The following is a 24,088-nucleotide window of genomic DNA, read 5'->3' as shown; positions in this document are numbered from 1 at the left end:
GGCGCAGAGGTTGTCAAAGTGGCGGCCGCGCACAGGTGAGGACGAGGGAACCGCCGGGCGGCAGCGTAGTCATAGACGGAAGGGAGGGCACATGGCCGGGATACCGTGGGCGCGCGGGCTGGACGATAGCGCGGCGCTTCTGTTGGAAGGGTACGAGTTCGGGCGCAACCGCTTCCGCCAGCTGCGCAGCGACATCTTCGCCACGCGCTTGATGGCGCAGCCCGCCATCGTGATGATGGGGGAGGAGGCGGCGTGGCTGTTCTGCGACAACCGGCGCTTTGTCCGGCATGGCGCGCTGCCGCACCGGGTCGTGGCGACGCTGGTCGGGCGCGGCGGGGTACAGGGGCTGGATGACGAGATGCACGCCAAGCGCAAGCAGCTGATGCTCACCTGGCTGATGGCGCCGGACCGGATCGAGGCGCTGGCCGTGGGATTCCGTCGCCGCCTGCACGAGAGCGCGGCAGCCTGGGCCGGTGGCACTGCGGTTCCTGGCGTCCGGCATCGCGTTCCGCGTGCCGCCGCAGGATCTGGAGGTGCCGCTCCGCCGGATGCCAACCGGCCCGGCGAGCGGCTTCATCATGGTGGAGGTGCGGCTGGCGGTTCAGGCCGCGCGAGTGGCGTAGAGGCCTATCCGGTCCACGACTGTGGACAGCCGCAGCGTCATCGGATCAGGCGGCGAGAGCGGGGCGCGGGGAACGCAGATGCGCCGCCGCGCTGCCCGCTGGCGTACGGCGCCGGACCGGCGCTTGGTTCAGACGGAAGGTGCTGACCACATCGGCCAGCGCCTGGGCATGGTGGTGCATGGACGTGGCCGCCGCTGCCGCTTCCTCGACCAGGGCCGCGTTCTGCTGGGTGACGCCGTCCATCTGGATCACCGCCGTGTTGACCTGTTCGATCCCGGCGCTCTGCTCGGCGTTGGCGGCGGCGATCTCGGTCACCAATTCGGTCACCGTGCGGATGCCGGCGACGATGTCCTGCATGCTGGATCCTGCGCCGTCCACCAGCCGGGTGCCGTCATTGACCTTGTCCATGGTGCCGGTGATCAGGGTACGGATTTCCTTGGCCGCGCCAGCCGAACGCTGCGCGAGGTTGCGCACCTCGCTGGCGACCACGGCGAACCCCCGGCCCTGTTCACCCGCGCGGGCGGCTTCGACGGCGGCATTCAGGGCCAGGATGTTGGTCTGGAAGGCGATGCCGTCGATGACGGCGATGATCTGCCCAATCTCGCGGGAGGATTCCGAAATCGAGCCCATGGTTGCGATGACGCGCTGCACCGCCTCGCCGCCCTGTTCCGCCAGCGCCGCGGTGGCGAGGGCCTGGCTGCGGGCCCGGTCGGCGTGCTCGGCATTCTGGCGCACGGTACTGGTGAGTTCTTCCATGGACGAGGCCGTCTCCTCAAGCGAGGCCGCCTGCTGTTCGGTGCGCGCCGACAGGTCCTGGTTGCCGCTGGCAATCTGCTGGGACGCGGTGACGATCGATTCCGTCCCGGCGCGCACTTCGGTCACGGTCTGGCGCAGGTTGTCACTCATGCGCTTGAGGGCGCCGAGCAGGGTGCCGACTTCGTCGCTGCGGTTGACCTCGATGTGTGCCGTGAGATCGCCCGCGGCCACCTGCTCGGCGAGCCCGACGGCGCGGTGCAAGGGCGTGGTGATACTGCGGGTCAGCAGATAGCCGAACAGGGCACTGCTGCCCAGGGCAATCAGGCCGACGATGGCCATGAACCAGCGCGCCGTCCGGTTGAGGTCGTCGATATGGGCCTGGGCCACGTCGGACAAGGACTCCTGGTAGGCGGCGACGGCTTGCACCGACTGGACATAGCGGCTCAGGGCCGGCAACACCTGTCCGGTGACGAACGGGGCGATGGTGGCCGGATCGCCGCCGGCCTCTGCCTTGCGGCGATAAGCTTCGTCGCGCATCGCGAGGTAGCTCTTACGGTTGGCCGCGACGGCCGCCACCAGCTCCTTGCCGCGGGCGGAGTCGATCAGTGCCTCGAGTCGCTTCTGCACTTTGTCGATCTCGGCACTGACCCGTTTCATCTCGCTGGCATAGTACTGCTCGTCCTCGGGACTGGTGCTCTTGATGCGGGCCACGGTCCGGACGCCGTTGGTGGCGGTGCCGTTCAGCCAGTGCTGGGCCAGGATCGCCTGGTCGCTGGCACTGGCCATGATCGTCTTGGCAGCAGAGATGCGGTCCAGTTGATACAGGGCGCCGGCGAGCATGGCCCCGCTCAGGCACAGGATGGCCGCCATCACGAGGGCGAGACGGTGACCGACTTTCAGATTTTGCAGTTTCATATTCCAGGGCCAGGGAAGGGCGTAAAGGGGGACGACTCTGAGTATAGGGACCGGCCCGGTCGATCGCTGCGAAAAGTAATTCCAAGGCAACACTATTGTTGCTTTTTGGATGCAGAAATGGGCGGCGCCGCTTTTTCCCTTGGGTTGGCGCGCGACGCGCCAATCCGGCCGCATGCCGCCCGGGGGAGGCCGGCCGCCGCCGGCTGGCTATTCAAGCCCCGCCGCGGGTGGCGTAGCGGCGCATCTTGTCCACCACGTGGGCGGGAAAGGCGGTGATCTGCCGCGCGTGATTGGCGAAGACGATCTGCTGCCGTCCTTGTCCGACCTGGCGGCCGCCGGAAAAGAAGCGGAACTCCAGCCACAGCGAACAGCGCCTCAGCTGCGCGACCTGCAGCTCGCAGTCGATGTGATCGAACGGGAAGGTCTCCTGCTCGAACTCATGCTCCGCGCGCCGTGTGATCAGCACGCCCTCGGCCTGCAGCATGTCCGGGTCGATGCAGTCGTGGAACCAGCGTTCCCGGCACACGCCCTGCCACTCGAAGTAGCGGCAAAAATAGGTATTCCCGTAGGCATTTGAATCCTTCAGGCAGATGGTCATCGAGTGGCGGTAGATGCCGGCGGACGGGCTTGCGGTCCGGGCGGCGGAGGCGAGCCCCGGCGTGGTGACGGCCGGGTCAGTGGGCAGGTGCACAGTCATCGGTTTCTCCGTGGTGGGGCTTATAGAGACGAGGCATCGGCATGTTTGAGCAAACCCGGATTTTCTTCCGGTATTGCAATAAAACGTGTTTCCGGGCATCGCGCGTTTGACGTGCCACAAGCTTCGGTCAGGTAGTGCGGAACTTCCGTAGACGTCAAGCAAGGCGCCTTGTTACTATTTTTCAACCCCTTCCTTGTGAGGACTTATGCCTTCGATCCTGCCCGCGCTGGTGTCGTTGCTGTTCCTCGGCTATGGTGCCTACGTCCTCGTCTCGCGCGGCGCAAACCGCGTCAGTTGCTCCTTCTTTGCGGTTTGCCTGATCACGTTCTGCTGGCAGTTCACCTGGTCGATCCTGTTCGGGGTGCACGACCCGGTGCATGCGAACGTGCTGGCCCGCACCGGCTACGCGCTGATCCTGTTCCTGCCGACGGCGATCTACTACTTCGTGGCGGAGATCACGCGCGCGCCGGACGAATTGCGCCGGGTCGGCGCGTCGCTGCTGCTGGCGGCCGGGCTGGCGGCGCTGCTGCCCTGGACCAACCTGGTGGTCAGCGGTACCTGGTGGCTGCCGTTTGGCTACTACCCGCGCGCCGGCGTGCTGCATCCGCTGCACGTGGTGCAGACCTGCGTGGTGATGCTGCGCGCGCTGTTCCTACTGCACCGGCGCATGGACAGCGCGCTGGCGGCCGAGCGGGTGCGGCTGCGCTACTGCTTTGCCAGCTTGCTGATCTATTTCCTGGCTGCGGTCGATTACCTGTGCAACTACGGGCTGCAGCTGTATCCGCCGGGGGTACTGTTCATCGCGCTCAGCCTCGGCATCATCGCCCAGGCCATCGCGCGCCACCATTTGCTGGCCAATCCGATGCTGCTGGCCGCCACCCTGGCGCACGAGCTGCGCACGCCGCTGGCGACCATCCGCAGCCAGGCGCGGGCCTTGGCGAAGGGTCTGCCGGAGCTGATCTCGGGCTACGAACAGGCGGTGGCGGCGGGCGGTGGCCGCACCCTGGGACCGCAGCAACTGGCCTATCTGCGTGACCTGGGCCAGTCCATCGAGGCCGAGGTGCGGCGCTCCAACTTCATCGCGGAAACCGTGCTGGTGAACGCCCGCGAGGGCGAGTTCGATACCCGCAGCTTCGGCGTCCATTCGCTGGCGGCCTGCGTGGACGAGGCCATGGCCTGCTACCCGTTCGAGCCCGGCCTGCGCCATCGGGTGCGGCTGGGTCGGCAGGAGGACTGCGCCTTTTTCGGCTCCTCGCCGCTGCTGGTGTTCGTGCTGTACAACCTGCTGAAGAATGCCCTGGCCGCGGTGCGCGAAGGCGGGGAGGTGGAGCTGGCCTATTGGCGCGAAGTGGACGGCGGCCGCCTGCTGGTGCGCGACACCGGCTGTGGCATCGCCCCGCACGTGCTGCCGCACGTGTTCGATCCGTTTTTCACCACCAGCAGCAGCGGCACCGGCATGGGTCTGCCGTTCTGCCGCAAGGTGCTGACGGCGTTTGGCGGCAGCATCGAGTGCATCTCGCGCGAAGGGGAGTTCACCGAGGTGCGGCTGGCGTTTCCGTCCGCCGGACAGAGCCTGCCGGCGGCACCGGTGCGGCCCGCCCATAAGACAAACGCGCCTGCGGTGGCGAGCCTGCCGTTGCAGGCGCCGGTCCGGGCGCGTCAGGAATAGGGAAGCCCTGAACAAGGCAGGGCTTGGTTGTGAAGGGCCCGCTCGCGCGGGCCCCGTCACGGTGCAGCTTAAGCGAACTTTTCGTTCGTGTTGCGGCGGCGGGACATGAAGCCCACCAGGCCCAGGCCAGCCAGCAGCATGGCGTAGGTTTCCGGCTCCGGAACAGCAGCCAGTTGCATTGCGATGCCGTAGGTGCCGCCCATGGCGCCGTCAGCGTCACCCATCACTTTGACCACATAGTCGCCAGCGGCCAGGGTGTTGGTGAAGGTGGTGTTGTCGCCAGCGAAGGTGCCCAGGTTGTCCGAGCCGGACCAGATGGTGTAGCTCAGGTTGCTGATGTTGAACACATCAACGTTGCCCAGTTTCACGTTCAGCGGATTGGCCGAGGACGACAGGTCGCCGGCTTGGATCGAGAAGGTGAAGGTGTCGGTGAACGAACCAGCCTGGTGCATCACGGTCTGGGCCCACATGTCCGGGGACAGGGGGATCGAGCCAGCGTCGAAGGATTGGTCGTCAGCAAAAGCGTAGCCAGTGGTGCCCAGGGCGAGTACCGCTGCGGCGGCGAGGGTCTTCAGTTTCATCTTTGATCTCCAAGTGACAAGTTAAAGTTAAGCTGCAGCCGGTTCCAGGTGTGGAGACCGGGTCACTCGATGAGCTGGATTCCAGTGCCGCTCGTAAGCCCTGCACCTCGATCCATCGATTGCCATCCACCGCAGACGTCAACCGAACTCATCAAGATGGAGCAAGCTTAACAATGTTTTTTTGATTATGTTTGCCAAGATGGCAATTGTGCGCAGGCTTTGCGGGGATTTTTTTGTTTTGTGTGCGGTAGCACACGCAAATCCTTTCCCATCCTAAATATTTCAAAGTATCAAATTCCGATACGAAATATTCAGTGTCGGGCATAGGCGACACTATGATGAGTCAGCTGGCGGGCGGAGGGCGCCCGCCACGCCGGAGCGGGAGCCGCCTGGTTAGACTTGCAGATTGTAAAATTTCTTGAGGCTAAGGACGAGCTCAGCGCACGGGGAGCGCGGTGGTGTACTTCACCTCCCGCAGCGCGACGGCGGTATTGACCTGGTTCACGCCCTTCAGCTTGAACAGCACGTCGTGCAGAAAGGCCTGGTAGGCCTCCATGTCTGGCACGATCACCTTGATGGTGTAGTCCGAATTGCCGGTGGTCTCGTAGCACTCGACCACCTCGCTGCGCAGCTGGATGGCCTGCTCGAATTCCTCCACCACCCCGGCCGCGTGCCGGTTCAGCGTCACGTGCGCATGGCAGCACACCATCAGCCCGACCTTGCGGCGGTCGACGATGGCCGCGTAGCGCTGGATGTAGCCCTCGTGTTCCAGCTCTTTCTGACGCCGCCAGCAAGGGGTCTGGGAGATGCCCACCTGGTCCGCCAGCTCCGCGGTCGAAATCTCGCTGTTCTGCTGGAGCAGCTCAAGAATCTTGATGCTGGCGGTATCCAAGGAATGATTTTTCATTTGTCTGGCTAAATTGAGAGAATTTCTCCGAATTCTGCCATACGATTGAGGAGATAAGGAAAATATTCCTCCGTGCGGGAACTATGATTTCGGTCATTGAAATCTGAATAATGTCCCGCCCATGAATTCCTTCACCGACCGCGTGGCCCCGCCCGAGCCGCCCCTGGCTGATCCCGACTACGCCCTCGACGACAACCTCAAGCGCGAGCAGGGCCGGGTGTTCCTGACCGGGACCCAGGCGCTCGTCCGCCTGATGGTGATGCAGAAGCGCCTGGACGCGGCCAACGGCATCAATTCGGGCGGTTTCGTGAGCGGCTACCGCGGTTCGCCGCTGGGCGCCGTGGACCAGGAGATGTGGCGGGCGCGCGGCATCCTGCAGGAGCACGCGGTCGACTTCCTCCCCGCGATCAACGAGGATTTGGGCGCCACCGCGGTGCTGGGCACCCAGCAGGTGGAAACCGACCCGACCCGCAAGGTCGATGGCGTGTTTGCGATGTGGTACGGGAAGGGCCCGGGCGTGGACCGCTCCGGAGACGCGCTCAAGCACGGCAACGCGTACGGCTCTTCGCCGCACGGCGGCGTGCTGGTGGTGCTGGGCGACGACCATGGCTGCGTGTCGTCCTCGATGCCGCACCAGAGCGAGAACGCGCTCATGGCCTGGCACATGCCGGTGCTGAACCCGGCGAACATCGAAGAGTACCTGTCCTTCGGCCTGTATGGCTGGGCGCTGTCGCGCTACTCGGGCACCTGGGTCGGCTTCAAGGCCATTTCGGAAACGGTGGAAGGCGGCGCCGTGGTGCAGTTGCCGGGCATGCCGGTCTTCGCCACGCCCACGGATTACACCTATCCGTCGGAAGGCCTGCATTACCGCTGGCCCGACCTCCCCAGCCTCAAGATCGAGCAGCGCGTGCACGAGAAGCTGAATGCCGTGCAGGCCTTCGCGCGCGCGAATTCGATCGACAAGCTGGTGGTCCCGGCCCCGCAGGCGCAGCTCGGCATCATCAGCGCGGGCAAGGCCTACCTGGATATGGTGGAAGCGCTGGAACGCATGGGCCTCACGCTGGCGAAGCTCGAAGAGATGGGCGTGCGCGTCTACAAGCCGGGCCTCACCTGGCCGCTGGAGCAGACCCGCCTCGCCGCCTTCGCCGAAGGTCTCACCGAAATCCTGGTGGTGGAAGAGAAGGCCCCGGTCATCGAAGACCAGGTCAAGACCTTCTTCTACAACCGCCCGGCGCGCCCGCTCGTCATCGGCAAGGCCGATGCGCAGGAGCGCCCGCTGCTGTCCGCGCTCGGCGAGCTGCGTCCGTCGCGCATCGCCCCGACGCTGATCCGCTGGCTGGCGCCGCGCTTCGCAAGCCTCAACCTGCATCAGTACCTGCCCGCGTTCTGCAAGGCCGACCTGCAGGGCGATCCCGTCGCCGCCGTGCGCACCCCGTACTTCTGCTCTGGCTGCCCGCACAACACGTCCACCCGCGTCCCCGAAGGCAGCACCGCCATCGCAGGCATCGGCTGCCACTTCATGGCCACCTGGATGAAGCGCGACACCGTGCAGCTGACGCAAATGGGCGGCGAGGGCGTGACCTGGGCCGCGGCTTCGCGCTTCGTCGAGAAGAAGCACGTCTTCCAGAACCTGGGCGACGGCACCTATTTCCATTCCGGCTCGCTGGCGATCCGCCAGGCGATCGCCGCGCGCACCAACATCACTTACAAGATCCTCTACAACGACGCGGTGGCCATGACCGGCGGCCAGCCGGTGGACGGCAAGCTCACCGTGCCGCAGATCCTGCAGCAGGTGCTGAGCGAAGGCGTGGCCAAGGCCGTGGTAGTGACCGACTACCCCGAGAACTATGCCCAGGTGACGCTGCCCGGCGGCGTGACGGTGCACCACCGCCGCGAGCTCGATCTCATTCAACGCCAGCTGCGCGACACGCCGGGCGTAACGGTCCTGGTGTACGACCAGACCTGCGCCGCCGAAAAGCGCCGCCGCCGCAAGAAGGACGAGTACCCGGACCCGGCGCGCCGCCTCTTCATCAACCCGGAAGTGTGCGAAGGCTGCGGCGACTGCGGCGTGCAGTCCAACTGCCTGTCCATCCTCCCGCTGGAGACGGAGCTGGGCCGCAAGCGCCAGATCGAGCAGGCCTCCTGCAACAAGGACTACTCCTGCGTCGAAGGCTTCTGCCCGAGCTTCGTCTCGGTGCTGGGCGGCGGCCTGCGCAAACCGGAGGCCGCAAAACTGGAGCGCGCCCAGCTCGAGGCGGCGCTGGAACGCTACCCGCTGCCTGTGGCCTATGGCTTCGACAAACCGTACGAGATGCTGGTGGCCGGCGTTGGCGGCACCGGCGTGGTGACCATCGGCGCCCTGATCACGATGGCGGCCCACCTGGAAGGCAAGGGCGCGTCCACCCTGGACTTCATGGGTTTTGCGCAGAAGGGCGGGGCGGTGATGTCCCACGTGCGCGTGGCCTCGTCGCCGGCGGCGCTGAACCAGGTCCGCATCGACCTGCAGCAGGCCGACTCCGTGCTGGCCTGCGACATGGTGGTCGGCTCCATGCCGGACGCCCTGGCCGTCATGCGCCAGGAGCACACCGTGGTGGTGGCGAACGAGCGCGAGATTCCGACCGCGTCCTTCACCCAGAACCCGGACGCCAGCAACAATATGCCCGCGCTGTTCGAACAGCTGCGCCGCGTGGTCGGTGCGTCCCACGTGTTTGCGCTCGACGCGCAAAGCACGGCCACCCGCCTGCTGGGCGACCCGATCACCGCCAACATCCTGATGCTCGGCTACGCGTGGCAGAAAGGTCTCGTACCGGTCACGCTCACTGGCCTGATGCGCGCCATCGAACTGAATGGCGTGGCCATCGAGATGAACAAGAAGGCCTTCCTGCTCGGCCGCCTGGCCGCCGCGGACGACAAGGCGCTGGACCAGCTGGGCGCCAAGGCCCAGGTGATCCAGTTTGCCGCCCCGGCCTCGCTGGAGGACACCATCGCCAACCGCACCCAGCGCCTCACCGCCTACCAGAACGCGCAGTACGCGCAGCGCTATGCGCACCTGGTGCAGCTGGTGGCCGAACGCGAACGCGCCCTCGACGGCGCTGCGTCGAAAACGCCGCTGGCCAAGTCAGTCGCGCGCAGCCTGTACAAGGTCATGGCCTACAAGGACGAGTACGAAGTCGCGCGCCTGCACGCCGATGCGGCCTTCAAGGCGCAGATCGACGGCCAGTTCTCGGGTGACTTCAAGCTGCAATTCCATCTGGCTCCGCCGCTCCTGGCCCGCAAGAAGCCGGGCAGCGACGTGCCGCAGAAGATGACCTTCGGCGCCTGGATGCTGCCGGTGTTCCGCACCCTGGCGCCGCTCAAGGCGCTGCGCGGCACGCCGCTGGACGTCTTCGGCTACACCGGCGAACGTCGCCGCGAGCGCGCCTGGCGCGACCAATTCATGGCGCAGGTAGAGGAGATGGCGCTCGACCTCACGGCCGACAACAAGCCGATCTACCAGAAGATCGCGGCTCTGCCGGAGCAGGTGCGCGGCTTCGGCCACATCAAGCTGCGCGCGCTGGACAAGGCCGAGGCGGAACTGAAGCACCTGCGCGCCAGCGTGCAGCATCTGGCCCACGCGGCCTGACGTCCGGCCGCTGGTGCGGGCCCACGGGGCGCTGGCGGAGGGCAGGGCAATCGCGGTACAATACCCGATTGCCCATTGCATCCGTTGCCGTTTTCGCCATGCCTGAACTCCGCCGCAATCCGCTCTCCGCCACCGCTTCCGAGACCTCCGCACCGGCCGTGACGCCGAATGCCGCCGGTGTGCTGATCCCCGCCACGCCGCAGACTGCCGCCGGTGCTGCGCCCAAGGTCGGCTTCGTGTCGCTCGGCTGCCCCAAGGCGCTGGTCGACTCCGAACAGATCCTCACCCAGCTGCGCGCGGAAGGCTACGAAACCGCCAAGTCCTACGACGGTGCGGATCTCGTGATCGTCAACACCTGCGGCTTCATCGACGCCGCGGTGCAGGAATCGCTGGACGCCATCGGCGAGGCGCTGGCCGAAAACGGCAAGGTGATCGTGACCGGCTGCCTGGGCGCCAAGAAGGACGCCAGCGGTGAAGACATCATCACCAAGGTGCATCCGAAGGTGCTGGCCGTGACCGGCCCGCACGCCGTGGGCGAAGTGATGAACTCCGTGCACCTGCACCTGCCCAAGCCGCACGACCCCTTCCTGGACCTGGTGCCGGCGCAGGGCGTCAAGCTCACGCCCAAGCACTACGCTTACCTGAAGATCTCGGAAGGCTGCAACCACCGCTGCTCCTTCTGCATTATCCCGTCCATGCGCGGAGACCTGGTCTCGCGCCCGATCGCGGAGCTGATGCTGGAAGCGGAAAACCTGTTCAAGGCGGGCGTCAAGGAACTCCTGGTGATCTCGCAGGACACCAGCGCCTACGGCGTGGATGTCAAGTTCCGCTCCGGCTTCTGGAACGGCCGCCCGGTCAAGACCCACATGACGCAGCTGACCGAAGTGCTCGGCCAGCTCGCCGCGCAGTACGGCGCGTGGGTACGCCTGCACTACGTGTACCCGTACCCGCACGTGAACGATGTGATCCCGCTGATGAGCGGCGGCCACGTGCTGCCCTACCTGGACGTGCCGCTGCAGCACGCGCACCCTGAGGTCCTCAAGCGCATGAAGCGCCCGGCCAGCGGCGAAAAGAACCTCGAGCGCATCCAGCAATGGCGCGCCATGAACCCGGACCTGACCATCCGCTCCACCTTCATTGCCGGCTTCCCGGGCGAGACGGAAGCGGAATTCGAATACCTGCTGGACTTCCTGAAGGAAGCACAGATCGACCGGCTGGGCTGTTTCGCCTACTCGCCGGTGGAAGGCGCCACCGCCAACGACCTGGCCAACCCGGTGCCGGAAGACGTGCGCGAAGAGCGCCGCGCGCGCGTGATGCTGCTGCAGGAGGAGATTTCCGCCAAGCGCCTGCAGGCCAAGGTCGGCAAGACCCTGCGCGTGCTGGTCGATGAAGTCGGCGGCAAGGAAGCCATCGGCCGCTCGGCCGCGGACGCGCCTGAGATCGACGGCGTGGTCCACATCCGCCGTTCGCTGGTGCCGGGGCAGGGCAAGAAGCTGGCCGTCGGCGAGTTCGTGGACGTGACCATCACCAAGGCCGACGCGCACGACCTCTGGGGCACGGTGACCGCCTGACGGCAGCTCAGGCGCGGCCCGCAACCGCGCCTGGGGAGCGCCATGGGGCGCAGGCCGTAGCCAATTGGGCTACACTGCGCCGATGAAAAAGCCCGCTCCCTCCACCTCGATCATCCACGACCCGTACACGCCGCCGGACGGCTTCTCGGCCTTCCCGCCGGCGATCCATCACGCCTCCACCGTCCTGTTCCCGAATGTTGCCGCGATGCGCTCGGGCGACTGGAAGAGCAAGCAGGCCTACACCTACGGCCTGCACGGCACCCCCACCACCTTCACGCTTGAAGCGCGCCTCGCCGCTATCGAGGGCGGTGCGCATGGCCTGCTCGCGCCTAGCGGGCTGGCGGCCATTGCGATGGTCGATATGGCGCTGCTCAAGGCGGGCGACGATGTCCTGATGCCGCAAAACGTGTACTACCCGAACAGCGAGATGGGGAGCTGGCTGGCGCGCGACTTTGGCGTCTCCGCCCGCTACTACGACCCGCTGATCGGCGCGGGCATTGCGGAGCTGATCCAGCCGAACACGAAGCTGGTATGGGCGGAGGCGCCGGGTTCCGTGACCATGGAGGTGCCGGACGTTCCCGCCATCGCGGCGGCCGCCCATGCCAAAGGTGCGCTGGTCGCTCTCGACAACACCTGGTCGGCAGGACTCGCGCTGAAGGGCTTCGACGTCGGCGCGGACATCGTCCTGCAGGCGCTCACCAAGTACCAGTCCGGCGGCTCGGACCTGCTGATGGGCGCCGTCATCACGCGCGACCGCGCCCTGAACGACCGCATCGCCATGGCCCACATGCGGCTGGGCATGGGCGTCAGCGCGGACGATGCCTACCTCGTCATGCGCGGCCTGTCGTCCTTGAAGGTGCGCTTCGACGCGCACGATGCAGGCGCCCGCGCCGTGGCCACATGGCTGCAGGCCCGCCCGGAGGTCACCCGCATGCTGCACCCGGCCTTTGCGGACTGCCCCGGCCACGATGTGTGGCAGCGCGACTTCACCGGCGCGGGCGGCCTGTTCTCGTTCACGCTCGATGAGCGCTACACCGAGCAGCAGACCGACCGCTTCGTCGATGCGCTGACACTCTTCAAGATCGGCTACAGCTGGGGCGGGGCGCACAGCCTGGTGATGCCCTATAACGTCCAGCGCATGCGCCCAAACTGGCCCGACAAGGGGACGCTGGTCCGCCTGCACATCGGCCTTGAAGACCCGCAGGACCTGATCGCGGACCTGGCACAGGCACTGGCCGAACTGGGAAAATGAAAACGGCGCCGGGGATGAACCGCGGCGCCGTCGCATCGGGAGCGGGGGAAGCTTACTGCTTCAGCACGTGGCGGATCGTGGAGGCCAGGTCGTCCGAGTTGAACTTGGCGACATAGGCGTCCGCACCCACCGAGCGCACGTGGTCTTCGTTGGTCGTACCGGACAGCGAAGAGTGGATCACCACCGGCAGCACGCCCAGCTTCTGGCTTTGCTTGATGTTGCGGGTGAGGGTGAACCCGTCCATCTCCGGCATTTCAAGGTCGGTCAGCACGAAGGCCACTTTGTCGGCGATGGTCCCGCCGTCTTTCTCGGCCATCGAAGCCAGGGTATTCAGTTTGTCCCACGCTTCCTTGCCCGTCTTGAGCATGACGTATTCCAGGCCGAGGGCTTCCAGGCCCTGCTCGATGATCGAGCGCGCGACATACGAGTCATCGCAGGCCACAACCATCTGGCCCGGCTTCAGCTTGATCTTCGGGCCGATGGTGGAGGTGTCCACGTCCGGCTTCTCGGGCGGGTTCAGACGGCGCAGGATGGTCTCGACGTCCAGCACCTGCGCGAGGCGCTGCTCGTCGCCGTCCTTGATGCGGGCGATCGAGGTCACCATGCCGCCGGCCGTCGAAGCTTCCGCCGACAGCACCTGGTTCCAGTCGAGACGCACGATGTCTTCCACCGATTCGACCGCGAAAGCCTGGGTGGTGCGCGCGAACTCGGTCACCAGCATGATGTTCAGGCCCGTCTTGGGCGTGCAACCGGCGATGGCGGGGAGGTCCAGCACCTGGATGATCTGGCCGCGCAGGTTGACCACGCCCAGCATGTGCGGCACCGAGCCTGCGACCGCGGTGATCGGCGGCATGGCCACGATCTCGCGGATCTTGAAGACGTTAATGCCGAACAGCTCCGAGCGGCCGCTTTGCGCGTCTTCGCCCAGGCGGAACAACAGCAGTTCAAATTTGTTGGTCCCGGCGAGGTTGCTGCGCTCGTCGACTTCCTGCTGCACTGATTTCATCGTTATCCCTAGTTGCTCTCAGACACCAGAATTGTACGATGGAATACGGCGGCCAGCCCAAGAGGCGTATTGCTCTGTCGGTTTTTCACATCATGACAAATACTCAAACCGGCCGGGTGACCGCCTCATTCCATCGGGCGGCCGTTGTTGAGGTCCACGAAGCCGCGGATCAGGCGATACGCCTCGAACAGCCACGCGAAGCCCCAGATCAGGATCGCCACCGGAATACCGATCAGCGTGACGAACACGATCCACCCGATCACCCACAGCGCCACGTAGTACCAGAACGAGCGGATCATCCACGAATGGTGCGAGTAGACGTAGGTGCCGTAGGCGTCCTGGCGCTTGATGTAGTTGATGATCAGCGGGATGAGGTTGAAGGCGCCCAGCGAAAAGAAGAAGCAGACGCCATGCGCGATATACAGCATCCGCGCGGTCTGCTTGACGTTTTCAAAGGCGGCATCTTGCACGTAGGTCTGGTTCATGGTGGCTCCTCAAAAGTTGGTGCCATTCTAGCAAGCGCGGTCAGTGGGCGCCGCCCAGGTAGGCAGCGATGACTTTGGGGTCGGTCTTGAGCGAGGCGGCGGGGCCGTGGACGGAGATGCGGCCGTTTTCCAGCACGTAGCCGTAGTCAGCCACGTTCAGCGCCGCCGCCGCGAACTGCTCGACGAGCAGCATGGTCACGCCCTCGGCTTTCAGGCGCGTGATGATGCGGAAGACTTCCTCGACCAGGATCGGGGCCAGACCCATCGACGGCTCGTCCAGCAGGATCACCTCGGGGTTGAGCATGACCGCGCGCGCCATGGCCAGCATCTGCTGCTCGCCGCCGGACAGCGTGCCTGCCAACTGGTGCTGGCGCTCCTTCAGGCGCGGGAACAGCTCCATGGCCTTCTCGAGATCGTGCTTGACGTCCCCTTTGGGCCGCGCGCGGGTGAAGCGCGGAAAGGCCCCCAGCAGCAGGTTGTCGGTGACGGACATGGTGGAGAACACGCGCCGGCCTTCGGGCGAATGCGCCAGCCCCGCGCGCGCGATGCGGTGCGAATCGAGCCCGGTGATGTCCTTGCCATCGAGCGTGACGTTGCCCGCCTTTGGCCTGAGCATGCCTGAGATGGCGCGCATGGTGGTGGTCTTGCCCGCGCCATTGGAGCCGATCAGCGTGACCAGCTTGCCCTTCGGGACATCCAGCGAGATCCCGTGCAGGACCTCAACCTTGCCATAGGCCGCGTGGAGATTGGATATGGATAGCATGTCTTGGCCCCTTTTCTATTGCGCTGCCATGTCCGAAGCCAGCGGCTCGCTGCCGCCGCCCAGGTAGGCTTCGATGACCTTGGGGTCGTTCTGCACGGACGCTGGCGTGCCTTCGGCGATCTTCTGGCCGAAATCGAGCACGGTCACGGTATCGGAGATCGACATCACCACGTCCATGTGGTGCTCGATCAGGATGATGGTGATGCCTTCGCCGCGGATCTTGCGGATGATGGCCATCAGCTCCTTGATGTCCGGCGCGGTGAGACCTGCCGCCGGTTCATCCAGCAGCAGCAGGCGTGGGTTGAGCGCCAGCGCGCGGCCGATTTCGAGCAGGCGCTGTTTGCCGTAGGGGAGGTTGCGCGCCTCTTCGTTGGCCAGGTCGGACAGGCCCACGAATTCCAGGATGCTCGCTGCCCGCTCGCGCGCCGCCCGTTCCTCGCGCAGGTAGCGCGGCGTATGCAGCATCACATCCGCCACGTTGGAGCGGAAGGTATGATGCAGGCCGACCAGGACGTTCTCGGTGGACGTCATCTCGCCGAACAGCTGCACGTTCTGGAAGGTGCGCGCGATGCCGCCCAGCGCGATCTGCGCCGGGGACCGCCCCACCACCGCCACGCCGTCGAACTGCACCCCGCCGCTGGTGGGCCGGTAGATGCCGGTGAGGACATTCATCATCGTGCTCTTGCCCGAGCCGTTCGGGCCGATGAGGCCATGCACCGCGCCCTTGGCCACGTCCAGCGACACGTTGTTCAGCGCCTTCAGGCCGCCGAACTGCATCAGCACCTGGTCGGCCTTCAGCAGCGTGGCGCCATTGCCATCGGTGCTCACGCCGATCAGCGCACCCTCGGCGGAGCTCGGCGCCAGGGCCGCCTCGTGCCGCACGCCGCGTCCGACCAGCGCCTTGAACCAGCCCACGATCCCGTCCTGCAGGTAGTACACCACGAACAGCGTCATGAGACCGAAGATGGTGAGGCGCCAGTCCGTCATGTTCTCCAGCTTGTACGAGAACACGGCCATGGCGACGGTCGCGATCACCGGGATCGCCACCTTGCGCGGCGTGGTGCGCCCTTTACCCAGCAGGAAGGCCGCGCCGATCGCCATCAGCGCCGCAAAGCCGACCGCAATGTGGCGGAAGGTCTCGATGTCCTGCAGCAGGCTGGGGAGCATCACCACGATCACCGCGCCGATCAGCGAACCGACGCGGCTCTTGCGCCCACCCATGATCACCGCCAGCAGGAAAGTGATGGTCAGCTCGAAGTTGTAGCTGTTCGGGTTGATGTATTCCTCCGACGAGGCATACAGCCCGCCCGACAGCCCCGCCAGCGCGGCACTGATCACGAAGGCGTACACCTTGTAGCGGTACACCGAGACGCCCATGCAGTCCGACGCAATCGGCGAGTCGCGCAGCGCCTCGAAGGCGCGGCCCAGGTGCGAGCGCAGGATGCGGTGCGCCACCAGCAGTGACGCCACCATGAAGCCGCACACCAGGTAGTAGTAGGCCAGGTCGCTGAAGTGGTAGCTGCCCACGTCCGGCTTCGGCACCTTGATGCCGAGCGGCCCTTCGGTGATGAAACCCATCTCGTTGATGAGGATTTGCGCGATGGTACCGAAGGCCAGCGTCACCATCGCCAGGTACGGGCCGGTGACGCGCAGGGCAGGCAGGGCGAGGATGGCGCCGCACAGCGCCGCGCCGCCAATCGACGCGGCAATCGCCAGCCACCAGGACACGCCCAGCTTGGTGATCAACACCCCGGTGATGTACGAGCCAATGCCAAACAGGCCCGCGTGGCCCAGCGACACCTGCCCGGTGTAGCCCACCACGATATCGAGGCCGAACAGCAGGATCGCGTAGATCAGGATGGTCTGCGCGAGGTGGATGTAGTAGGGGTTTGCGACGGCGAACGGGAAGACCGCCAGCGCCGCCAGCCCGAGAATGGATGCAATCAAGGTCGTTCGGCTCATCGTCACACCTTCTTGATCGCGGTCTTGCCGAACAGGCCCGCCGGTTTCACGGCCAGCACCAGCAGCAGGAGCAGAAGCCCGGGTACCTCCTTGTAGCCGCTGGAGATATAGAAGCCCGTGCAGGTTTCGGCGATGCCGAGGATGATGCCGCCGACGATGGCGCCGATGCCCGAGGTCAGCCCGCCGATGATCGCCACCGCAAAGGCCTTCAGGCCGAGCGAAGCGCCCATGTTGGCCGAGGCTTGCGCCAGTGGCGCCACCAGCGCACCCGCGAACGCCGCGACGGCGGAGGACAGCGCGTACGAGAACGTGATCACCAGTTTGGTGTTGATGCCCATGAGGCCCGCCGCGTCGCGGTCATTGGCCGTCGCCACCACGGCCTTGCCGTAGATGGACTTGCGGTTGAAGAGCTCCACCGCCAGCATGATGGCCAGCGCACCCACCACCACTGCGATCTGCATCGGCTGCACGCCGACAGGGCCGATCTGGATCGGCATCGCCGACAGCGGCGAGGGGAAGGGGTAGTTGTCCTTGCCCCACACGTTCTCCGCTACGTTCTTGAAGATGATCGCCAGCGCGATGGTGGACATGATCCACCCGAATTCAGACTTGATGCGGATGGCCGGGCGCACGCCGATCCATTCCACCACCACGCCCTGCAGGGCGCCGAACACCATCACGATGGGGATCATCAGCCAGTAGTTCACGTACGGCCCGCCGTGGATGGTGCCGACGAGCGTGAGGCCGACCATGGCGCCCAGCATGAGCGCCTCGCCCTGGCCGAAATTGAGGGTGCCGGAGGTGGCAAACGTAAGCTGATAGCCGAAGGCGATGACCGCGTAGATCATGCCGAGCGCAATGCCGGAGACGACCAGCTGCAACAGGATATCCATTCAAGACCTCATACAACTGCGACATACAAAAAAACGGCCAGGCTTGAAAACAAGTCTGGCCGTTTGCTCGGTGCGGCGCTTACTTCGCCAGCACCACGTGTCCGGCTTTCACTTCGCCGAACACCGTGTTCTCGGCGTTGATGGCTTCGTGGTCGGCCTTGGTGTAGGGCTTGTTGTAGGTGGTGACGACGCCGTCGACCTTGTCCTTCAGGTTCTCCAGCGCGGCCACGATCTTCGGACCCTCCGTGCTGTTGGCCTGCTTGATGGCGGCGGTCAGCAGCAGGATCGAATCGTAGCCCTGGGCGGCGGACACCGCGGACGGCATCTTGCCGCCAGCCGGCTTGTAGGTCGCCACATACTTCTCGATGAAGGCCTTGCGCATCGGCGTGTTCGGATCCTGGATGAAGGTCTGCGGCATGCGCGTGCCTTCACCGTTCTTGCCCGCGTTATCGACGAAGTTCGCCATCGCCAGGGTCCAGCTGCCGATCATCGGCACTTTCCAGCCCAATTTCTCCATGCCGTTGGCGATCTGCGCGAGTTCGGGGCCGATGCCGTAGGTGAGCACCACGTCGGCGCCGGCCATCTTGGCCTTCAGCAGCTGCGCGGTCATGTCGACGTCGCCGATGTTGTACTTCTCGACGGCGACCGGCTTGATGCCTTTTGATTCCAGCACCTTCTCCAGGTCCGCGCGGCCCAGTTGGCCGTAGTTGGTGGAGTCAGCCAGGATCGCGATCTTCTTGAAGCCGCGGCGCTGCGCTTCGTCCGCGATCATCTTGGACTGGATGGTGTCGTTGGCCGAGTTGCGGAAGATGTAGTTCTCCGGCTTGTCCGCGAACTGCTTGGTGACGATGGAGCCAGTGGCCACGTTGTTCATCACCGGGATCTTGGCTTCCTGGTAGAAGCGCTGCGAGGCCAGGGCAACGCCCGTGTTGATGTAGCCGACGGTGGCCACCACGTGCTCCTTGTTGATCAGCTCCTGCGCGACCTGCACGCCGCGTTCCGGCTTGGCTTCGTCGTCGCGTTCCACCAGCTGGATCTGGCGGCCCAGCACCCCGCCCTTGGCGTTGACTTCTGCGACCGCGAGGCGCACCCCGTCGCGCATCGAGACACCCATCGGGGCCGAGCCACCCGTGAACGGGCCGGACACGCCAATCTTGATCGGCTCAGCGGCCGATGCCGCCATTGCAAAGCCTACCGCCAGACCTGCTACAAGCGCTTTCACCTTGAAACTCATGTGTCATCTCCGTTATGTCGTCGTTATGTGCGTGGATGAGTTAATCCATCGGCAACCCATTCTAGGTACGATTAGGAACGACAGCAATCGATTGCTGTGACGCGCCGCAGCAATCGGAAATCAGTGGAGTTGTGTAAGCGGCGCGTAAGGAAAACGTGGCTGGAAACTTGCGCTTCCAGCCACGTTGAGGGGAGGTTTTTGCACCGCTTTTGTGCGGTGTTTTACGGCGTTTCGGATGCCGGTTTTATTGGGCCGCGATGGGCTCAGCGGCGTCCGCGGCCACCATGACCGCGCGGGGTCCAATGCACGCCGCCCCAGCCACGGCCACCGTGGTGCCAGCCGCCGCTCCCGAACATGAAGCCGAGGCTGAGCGAGACGGGCGGGTAGTAGTACGGTTCGTAGTACGGGTCGACGATCACCGGTGCGGGCACGTAGACCGGCGCCGGCGCGACGACGACCGGTGCGGACTGGTACGCGACGGACGGCTGCGAGGCGGAGGGCGCAGGCAGCACGGTGGTCGTCTCGTTGGCCGGTCGCGGCGCGCCCGGCGGCAGGTTCACGTTTTCCACCGAGACCACATGCCACTGATGCGGGTCGCTCGGCTGCTGATACGCCGTGGGCGCGCGCGTGCCGTAATTCGGCGGCCCCGGTTGCTGGGTAGCGCAGCCGCCCAGTGCGGCCAGCTCGGCAATGGCAAAGAGGTATTTCATGACGCAATCTCCCTATGATTACGAACATGATACGGAATCGTTTGCGCCCCGGGCGCCGAATTTACAGGGTGTTACAGGTTACGACAGTACGTTAAGAACGCCGTCGAGGCCGGAGAAGTTGAGGGTGACGCTCGCTTGGGCGCGAACCACGGGTTTGGCGCGGAAGGCGACGGAGAGGCCGGCGATGCTCATCATTTTGAGGTCGTTGGCGCCGTCGCCCATGACGATGGCCTCGCGCGGGTCGATGCCCAGCTGGCCGCAAACGCGCTGCACGGTGCGCATCTTTTCGTCGGCGTCGACAATGCCGCCCACCACGCGGCCCGTCAACTTGCCATCGACGATCTCGAGCAGGTTGGCGTGCGTGAAGTCGAGGCCCAGTCTCTCCTTCAGCCGGTCAGTGAAGAAGGTGAAGCCGCCGGAGACGAGCAGCGTTTTCAGGCCCGCGGCCTTCACGCCGCGCAGCATCGCTTCGCCGCCCATCGAAATCTGCAGGCGTTCGGTGTAGACGCGTTCCAGCGCGCTCGCATCCAACCCTTCCAGCAGCGCCACGCGTTTGGTCAAGCTGGCGGAGAAATCAAGCTCACCGCGCATCGCCGCCTCGGTGATCGCCGCCACCTGCGGCTTCAGCCCCTGCATGTCCGCGATTTCGTCGATGCACTCGATGGTGATCAGCGTCGAGTCCATGTCCATCGCCACCAGCCTGAAGTCGGCGAGCGTCTTGCCAGCGCTGATGAAGCAGGCATCCACGCCGGCCGCTTCGGCGGTCAGCATCACGGACTGGCGCACGGCTTGGGTGTCCTCGATGCCTTCCGCGCGCAGGGCGTGGTCGCCGATGTCGACGATGCGCTGCGGGGCAGCCAGGGTGGCGATGCGCTGAAGGGTTTCGCGCGTGGCGGAGGGGCTTTGGAGGACCAGGTTCATGGGGGCGTCTCTTGGGGGCCCGCTCGCGCGGGGGCGATGGTTGGCTAGTTCAGGAGTTGTTTGACCGTGGCCTTGACCTGCGCCGCCCGCGCCGCGCAATCCGGCATGTTGGCGGTGATGCGCAGCTTGTCCTGGCCGGCCAGCTTGATGTGGCGGTTCTTTTGGATCAGCGTGATGATCTTCATCGGATCGATCGGCGGATTCGGCTTGAATTGCATGTTCACCGCCTCGCTGTGCGCATCGATCTTCACAATGCCCACGCTGTCGGCCAGGATGCGCAGCCGGTGCGTTTCGATCAGCGCCTTCACCGCGTCCGGCAGTTTGCCGAAGCGGTCGATCAGCTCTTCCTGCATGTCGTCGATGCGGTCCGGCGTCTGGCAGTTGGCCAGCCGCTTGTAGATCGACAGGCGCTCATGCACGTCGCCGCAGAAGTCCGAGGGCAGCAGGGCGGGCACGTGCAGGTTGATCTCGGTGGTGGTGGCCAGCGGCGCCGCCAGGTCCGGCTCCTTGCCCGCTTTGAGCGAGCGCACCGCCTCGGACAGCATGTCCGAATACATCTGGAATCCCACCTCCAGCATCTCGCCGGACTGGTTCTCGCCCAGCACCTCGCCCGCACCGCGGATCTCCAGGTCGTGCATGGCGAGGTAGAAGCCGGAGCCCAGTTCCTCCATCTGCTGGATCGCGTCCAGCCGGCGCTGTGCCTGTTTGGTCAGCGACATCACGTCGTGTACCAGCAGGTAGGCATAAGCCTGGTGGTGCGAACGGCCAACGCGCCCGCGCAGTTGGTGCAGCTGGGCGAGGCCGAACTTGTCGGCGCGATGCATGATAATGGTGTTCGCGGTCGGCACGTCGATGCCGGTCTCGATGATGGTCGTGCAGAGCAGGATGTTGAAACGCTGCGTCACGAAGTCGCGCATCACGCGTTCCAGGTCGCGCTCGTGCATCTGCCCGTGCGCCACGCCGATGCGTGCCTCCGGTAGCAGTTCCTGCAACATGGCGAGCCGGTTGGCGATCGTCTCGACCTCGTTGTGCAGGAAGTAGACCTGGCCGCCGCGCTTGAGCTCACGCAGGCAGGCCTCGCGGATGATCGACCCATCCTCGCTGCGCACGAAGGTTTTGATCGCCAGGCGCTTCTGCGGCGCGGTGGCGATGACGGAGAAGTCGCGCAGGCCTTCCAGCGCCATGCCCAGCGTGCGCGGGATCGGGGTCGCGGTCAGCGTCAGCACGTCCACTTCCGCACGCAGGGCCTTCAGCGCCTCCTTCTGGCGCACGCCAAAGCGGTGCTCCTCGTCGATGATGACCAGGCCCAGGCGCTCGAACTTCACGTCCGGCGACAGCAGCTTGTGAGTGCCGATCACGATGTCCACCGTGCCGTCGGACATGCCCTTGATCGCGTTGTTGACCTCTTTGCCGGTGCGGAAGCGCGACAGCTCGGCGATGCGCACCGGCCAGTCGGCAAAACGGTCCGCGAACGTCTGCGCGTGCTGCTCCGCCAGCAGCGTGGTCGGCGCGAGAATGGCCACCTGCTTCCCGCCCATGACGGCGATGAAGGCCGCGCGCAGCGCCACCTCGGTCTTGCCGAAGCCGACGTCGCCGCACACCAGCCGGTCCATCGGCTTCCCGGAGGTCATGTCCTTGATGACGTTGGCGATGGCCTCGGCCTGGTCCGGCGTCTCCTCGAAGCCGAAGCTCTCGGCAAACGCTTCATAGTCATGCGCGGAGTACTCGAACGAGTGGCCCTGGCGCGCCGCGCGGCGGGCGTAGAGGTTCAGGAGTTCGGCGGCGGTGTCGCGCACCTGTTCGGCGGCCTTGCGCTTGGCCTTGTCCCACTGGCCGGAGCCCAGCGAATGCAGCGGCGCGTCCTCCGGCGAGGCGCCCGAGTAGCGCGAGATCACGTGCAGCTGCGAGACCGGCACATACAGCTTGGTGTCCTTGGCGTATTCCAGGTGCAGGAACTCGGTCTCGCCTTCGCCCAGGTCCATGCTGACCAGGCCCTGGTAACGGCCAATGCCATGGTTCGCGTGCACCACCGGGTCGCCGACCTTGAGCTCCGACAGGTCGCGCACCATGGACTCGACCTGGGACACGCCTTCCTGCTTCTTGCGGCCCGCGCGGCGCGCAGCACCGGCATACAGCTCGGTCTCGGTGACGAAGGTCAGCGGGCCGGCATCGGCGGTGATCAGCTCAAAGCCGGACTGCAGCGGAGCGACGCCCAGCGCCACGCGCGCGGACGAGGTCTTGAAGTCCTCGAAGCTCTCCACCGGCGTGGTGGTGAGGTCGAATTCGTTGAAGTACTGCTGCAGCGTTTCGCGACGGCCGTTGGAGTCCGCGCAGATCATCACGCGGCGGTCGCCGCGCAGCACCAGCGCGCGCAGGTTAAGCAGCGGGTCATCGGCGCGGCGGTTGACGGCCACGTTGGGGATCGGCGCCGAGAGCTCGGACGGCAGGCCGTCGCCTTCGCGCGTGATGGCCCAACGGCCGAACGGCTTGGCCAGCGTGAAGAACTGCTCGTCCTTGAGGAACAGCTCCTCGGGTGAGAGCAGCGGGCGCTCCCGGTCCGCCTTCAGGAACTTGTAGCGCGACTCGGTATCGGTCCAGAAGCGGCGGATCGATTCGTCGATGCCGCCCACGAAGGCCAGGCTGGCCTCCTGCGGCAGGTAGTCGAAAAGCGTCGCCGTCTCATCGAAGAACAGCGGCAGGTAGTACTCGATGCCGGCGGAGGCGATGCCGGAGGTGATGTCCTTGTAGACCACGGAGCGCGACGGATCGCCCTCGAAGCGCTCGCGCCAGCGGCTGCGGAAGGCGGTGCGCGCCGCTTCGTCCATGGGGAATTCGCGGCCCGGCAGCAGGCGCACTTCGCGCACCGGATACAGGGAACGCTGGGTGTCGGCGTCGAAGGTGCGGATGGTCTCGATCTCGTCGCCGAACAAATCGATGCGGTACGGGAGGGCGGAACCCATCGGAAACAGGTCGATCAGGCCCCCGCGCACCGAGTACTCGCCGGGCGACATCACCTGCGTCACGTGGGTGTAGCCGGCCAGCGTGAGCTGGGCCTTGAGGGCCGCTTCGTCCAGCTTTTCGCCCTGCTTGAAGAAGAAGGTGTAGGCGGCCAAAAAGGACGGCGGCGCCAGGCGCACGAGCGCCGTGGTGGCCGGGACCACCAGCACGTCGCACTGGCCGGTCTGGATCTCGTGCAGGGTCGCGAGGCGCGCGGAAACCAGGTCCTGGTGCGGCGAGAACTGGTCGTAGGGCAGGGTTTCCCAGTCGGGCAGCAGACAGCATTTGAGCTTGTCCTGCGCGAACCAGGGGATCTCGTCGAGCAGGCGCTGGCCGTCGCTGGCCTGGGCCACGAACACCACCAGCATCTGCTTCTGCGCCTTGAGCTCAAGCGCTCCCACCGCGAGCGCGTACGCATCCGACGAGCCATACAGCGTCGGGAGAGCGAAGCGGTGGCCGGGTTTGGGAAGGTTTTTCTTGAGGTCGAACGGCATGCAGAAAGGGTCTTGCGTCGGCGGCTGAAC

General features: G+C 65.5%; 18 protein-coding genes. 5 read left to right on the top strand and 13 right to left on the bottom strand.

Annotation, left to right across the window (positions count from 1 at the left end):
- Positions 1-91: 91 nt before the first annotated feature.
- On the top strand, positions 92-769 hold the full coding sequence (locus E4L96_RS12425) for a cytochrome P450 family protein (protein WP_135207541.1): 678 nt from the start codon (positions 92-94) through the stop codon (positions 767-769).
- Here the strand turns inward: E4L96_RS12425 and E4L96_RS24675 are convergent.
- The gene (locus tag E4L96_RS24675; RefSeq protein WP_135207540.1) at positions 669-2,294 is read right to left on the bottom strand and encodes a methyl-accepting chemotaxis protein; all 1,626 of its coding nucleotides are present in this window, start codon (positions 2,292-2,294) and stop codon (positions 669-671) included. The genes E4L96_RS12425 and E4L96_RS24675 overlap by 101 nt on opposite strands.
- Positions 2,295-2,505: 211 nt before the next feature.
- Complete coding sequence (locus E4L96_RS12415; RefSeq protein WP_135207539.1) at positions 2,506-2,991, bottom strand: acyl-CoA thioesterase; 486 nt, start codon at positions 2,989-2,991, stop codon at positions 2,506-2,508.
- 205 nt (positions 2,992-3,196) lie between these two features.
- Between E4L96_RS12415 and E4L96_RS12410 the strand changes: the two genes are divergently transcribed.
- The gene (locus tag E4L96_RS12410; RefSeq protein ID WP_135207538.1) at positions 3,197-4,660 is read left to right on the top strand and encodes a sensor histidine kinase; all 1,464 of its coding nucleotides are present in this window, start codon (positions 3,197-3,199) and stop codon (positions 4,658-4,660) included.
- Positions 4,661-4,728: 68 nt separating this feature from the next.
- Here E4L96_RS12410 and E4L96_RS12405 read toward each other — a convergent pair whose 3' ends face one another.
- Both E4L96_RS12405 and E4L96_RS12400 read right to left on the bottom strand, forming a co-directional pair.
- Positions 4,729-5,241, bottom strand: coding sequence for an FxDxF family PEP-CTERM protein (locus E4L96_RS12405; RefSeq protein ID WP_135207537.1), 513 nt, complete (start codon positions 5,239-5,241; stop codon positions 4,729-4,731).
- A gap of 436 nt (positions 5,242-5,677) precedes the next feature.
- Positions 5,678-6,148, bottom strand: a complete 471-nt coding sequence (locus E4L96_RS12400; protein WP_135207536.1) for an Lrp/AsnC family transcriptional regulator — start codon at positions 6,146-6,148, stop codon at positions 5,678-5,680.
- A 121-nt stretch (positions 6,149-6,269) separates the two neighbouring features.
- Between E4L96_RS12400 and E4L96_RS12395 the strand changes: the two genes are divergently transcribed.
- From E4L96_RS12395 to E4L96_RS12385, 3 genes are all read left to right on the top strand, one after another.
- Positions 6,270-9,770 (top strand): indolepyruvate ferredoxin oxidoreductase family protein, encoded by a 3,501-nt coding sequence (locus tag E4L96_RS12395; protein ID WP_135207535.1) that lies wholly within the window; start codon positions 6,270-6,272, stop codon positions 9,768-9,770.
- Positions 9,771-9,868: 98 nt separating this feature from the next.
- Entirely contained in the window at positions 9,869-11,341 is a 1,473-nt protein-coding gene (gene rimO, locus E4L96_RS12390) for a 30S ribosomal protein S12 methylthiotransferase RimO (RefSeq protein WP_181017610.1), read from the top strand.
- A gap of 82 nt (positions 11,342-11,423) precedes the next feature.
- Positions 11,424-12,593: a cystathionine beta-lyase gene (locus tag E4L96_RS12385; protein WP_135207534.1), complete on the top strand. Its 1,170-nt coding sequence runs from the start codon at positions 11,424-11,426 to the stop codon at positions 12,591-12,593.
- Between the two features lie 52 nt (positions 12,594-12,645).
- On the opposite strand, the gene E4L96_RS12380 is transcribed toward E4L96_RS12385, so the two are convergent.
- The 9 genes from E4L96_RS12380 to mfd all read right to left on the bottom strand — a co-directional run bounded on the left by E4L96_RS12380 (position 12,646) and on the right by mfd (position 24,058).
- Positions 12,646-13,599, bottom strand: a complete 954-nt coding sequence (locus tag E4L96_RS12380; protein ID WP_135207533.1) for a chemotaxis protein — start codon at positions 13,597-13,599, stop codon at positions 12,646-12,648.
- A 125-nt stretch (positions 13,600-13,724) separates the two neighbouring features.
- Positions 13,725-14,084 carry a DUF4870 family protein gene (locus E4L96_RS12375; protein ID WP_135207532.1) on the bottom strand — a complete coding sequence of 120 codons (360 nt, stop codon included), beginning with the start codon at positions 14,082-14,084 and terminating at the stop codon, positions 13,725-13,727.
- Between the two features lie 40 nt (positions 14,085-14,124).
- Complete coding sequence (locus tag E4L96_RS12370; protein ID WP_135207531.1) at positions 14,125-14,847, bottom strand: ABC transporter ATP-binding protein; 723 nt, start codon at positions 14,845-14,847, stop codon at positions 14,125-14,127.
- A 15-nt stretch (positions 14,848-14,862) separates the two neighbouring features.
- Entirely contained in the window at positions 14,863-16,809 is a 1,947-nt protein-coding gene (locus E4L96_RS12365) for a branched-chain amino acid ABC transporter ATP-binding protein/permease (protein WP_135207530.1), read from the bottom strand.
- Between the two features lie 2 nt (positions 16,810-16,811).
- Complete coding sequence (locus tag E4L96_RS12360; RefSeq protein WP_135207529.1) at positions 16,812-17,702, bottom strand: branched-chain amino acid ABC transporter permease; 891 nt, start codon at positions 17,700-17,702, stop codon at positions 16,812-16,814.
- A 79-nt stretch (positions 17,703-17,781) separates the two neighbouring features.
- The gene (locus tag E4L96_RS12355) at positions 17,782-18,936 is read right to left on the bottom strand and encodes an ABC transporter substrate-binding protein (RefSeq protein ID WP_135207528.1); all 1,155 of its coding nucleotides are present in this window, start codon (positions 18,934-18,936) and stop codon (positions 17,782-17,784) included.
- 263 nt (positions 18,937-19,199) lie between these two features.
- The gene (locus tag E4L96_RS12350; RefSeq protein WP_135207527.1) at positions 19,200-19,646 is read right to left on the bottom strand and encodes a hypothetical protein; all 447 of its coding nucleotides are present in this window, start codon (positions 19,644-19,646) and stop codon (positions 19,200-19,202) included.
- Positions 19,647-19,724: 78 nt separating this feature from the next.
- Positions 19,725-20,567, bottom strand: coding sequence for a phosphoserine phosphatase SerB (gene serB, locus E4L96_RS12345; protein WP_135207526.1), 843 nt, complete (start codon positions 20,565-20,567; stop codon positions 19,725-19,727).
- A gap of 44 nt (positions 20,568-20,611) precedes the next feature.
- Entirely contained in the window at positions 20,612-24,058 is a 3,447-nt protein-coding gene (gene mfd / locus E4L96_RS12340; protein ID WP_135207525.1) for a transcription-repair coupling factor, read from the bottom strand.
- Between the last annotated feature and the right edge of the window lie 30 nt (positions 24,059-24,088).

The organism is Zemynaea arenosa (assembly GCF_004614185.1).
In the GTDB taxonomy this organism is placed as follows: domain Bacteria; phylum Pseudomonadota; class Gammaproteobacteria; order Burkholderiales; family Burkholderiaceae_D; genus Telluria; species Telluria arenosa.
The sequence above is the reverse complement of the archived record's forward strand: the minus strand, read 5'-3'. Positions and strand labels throughout refer to the sequence as shown.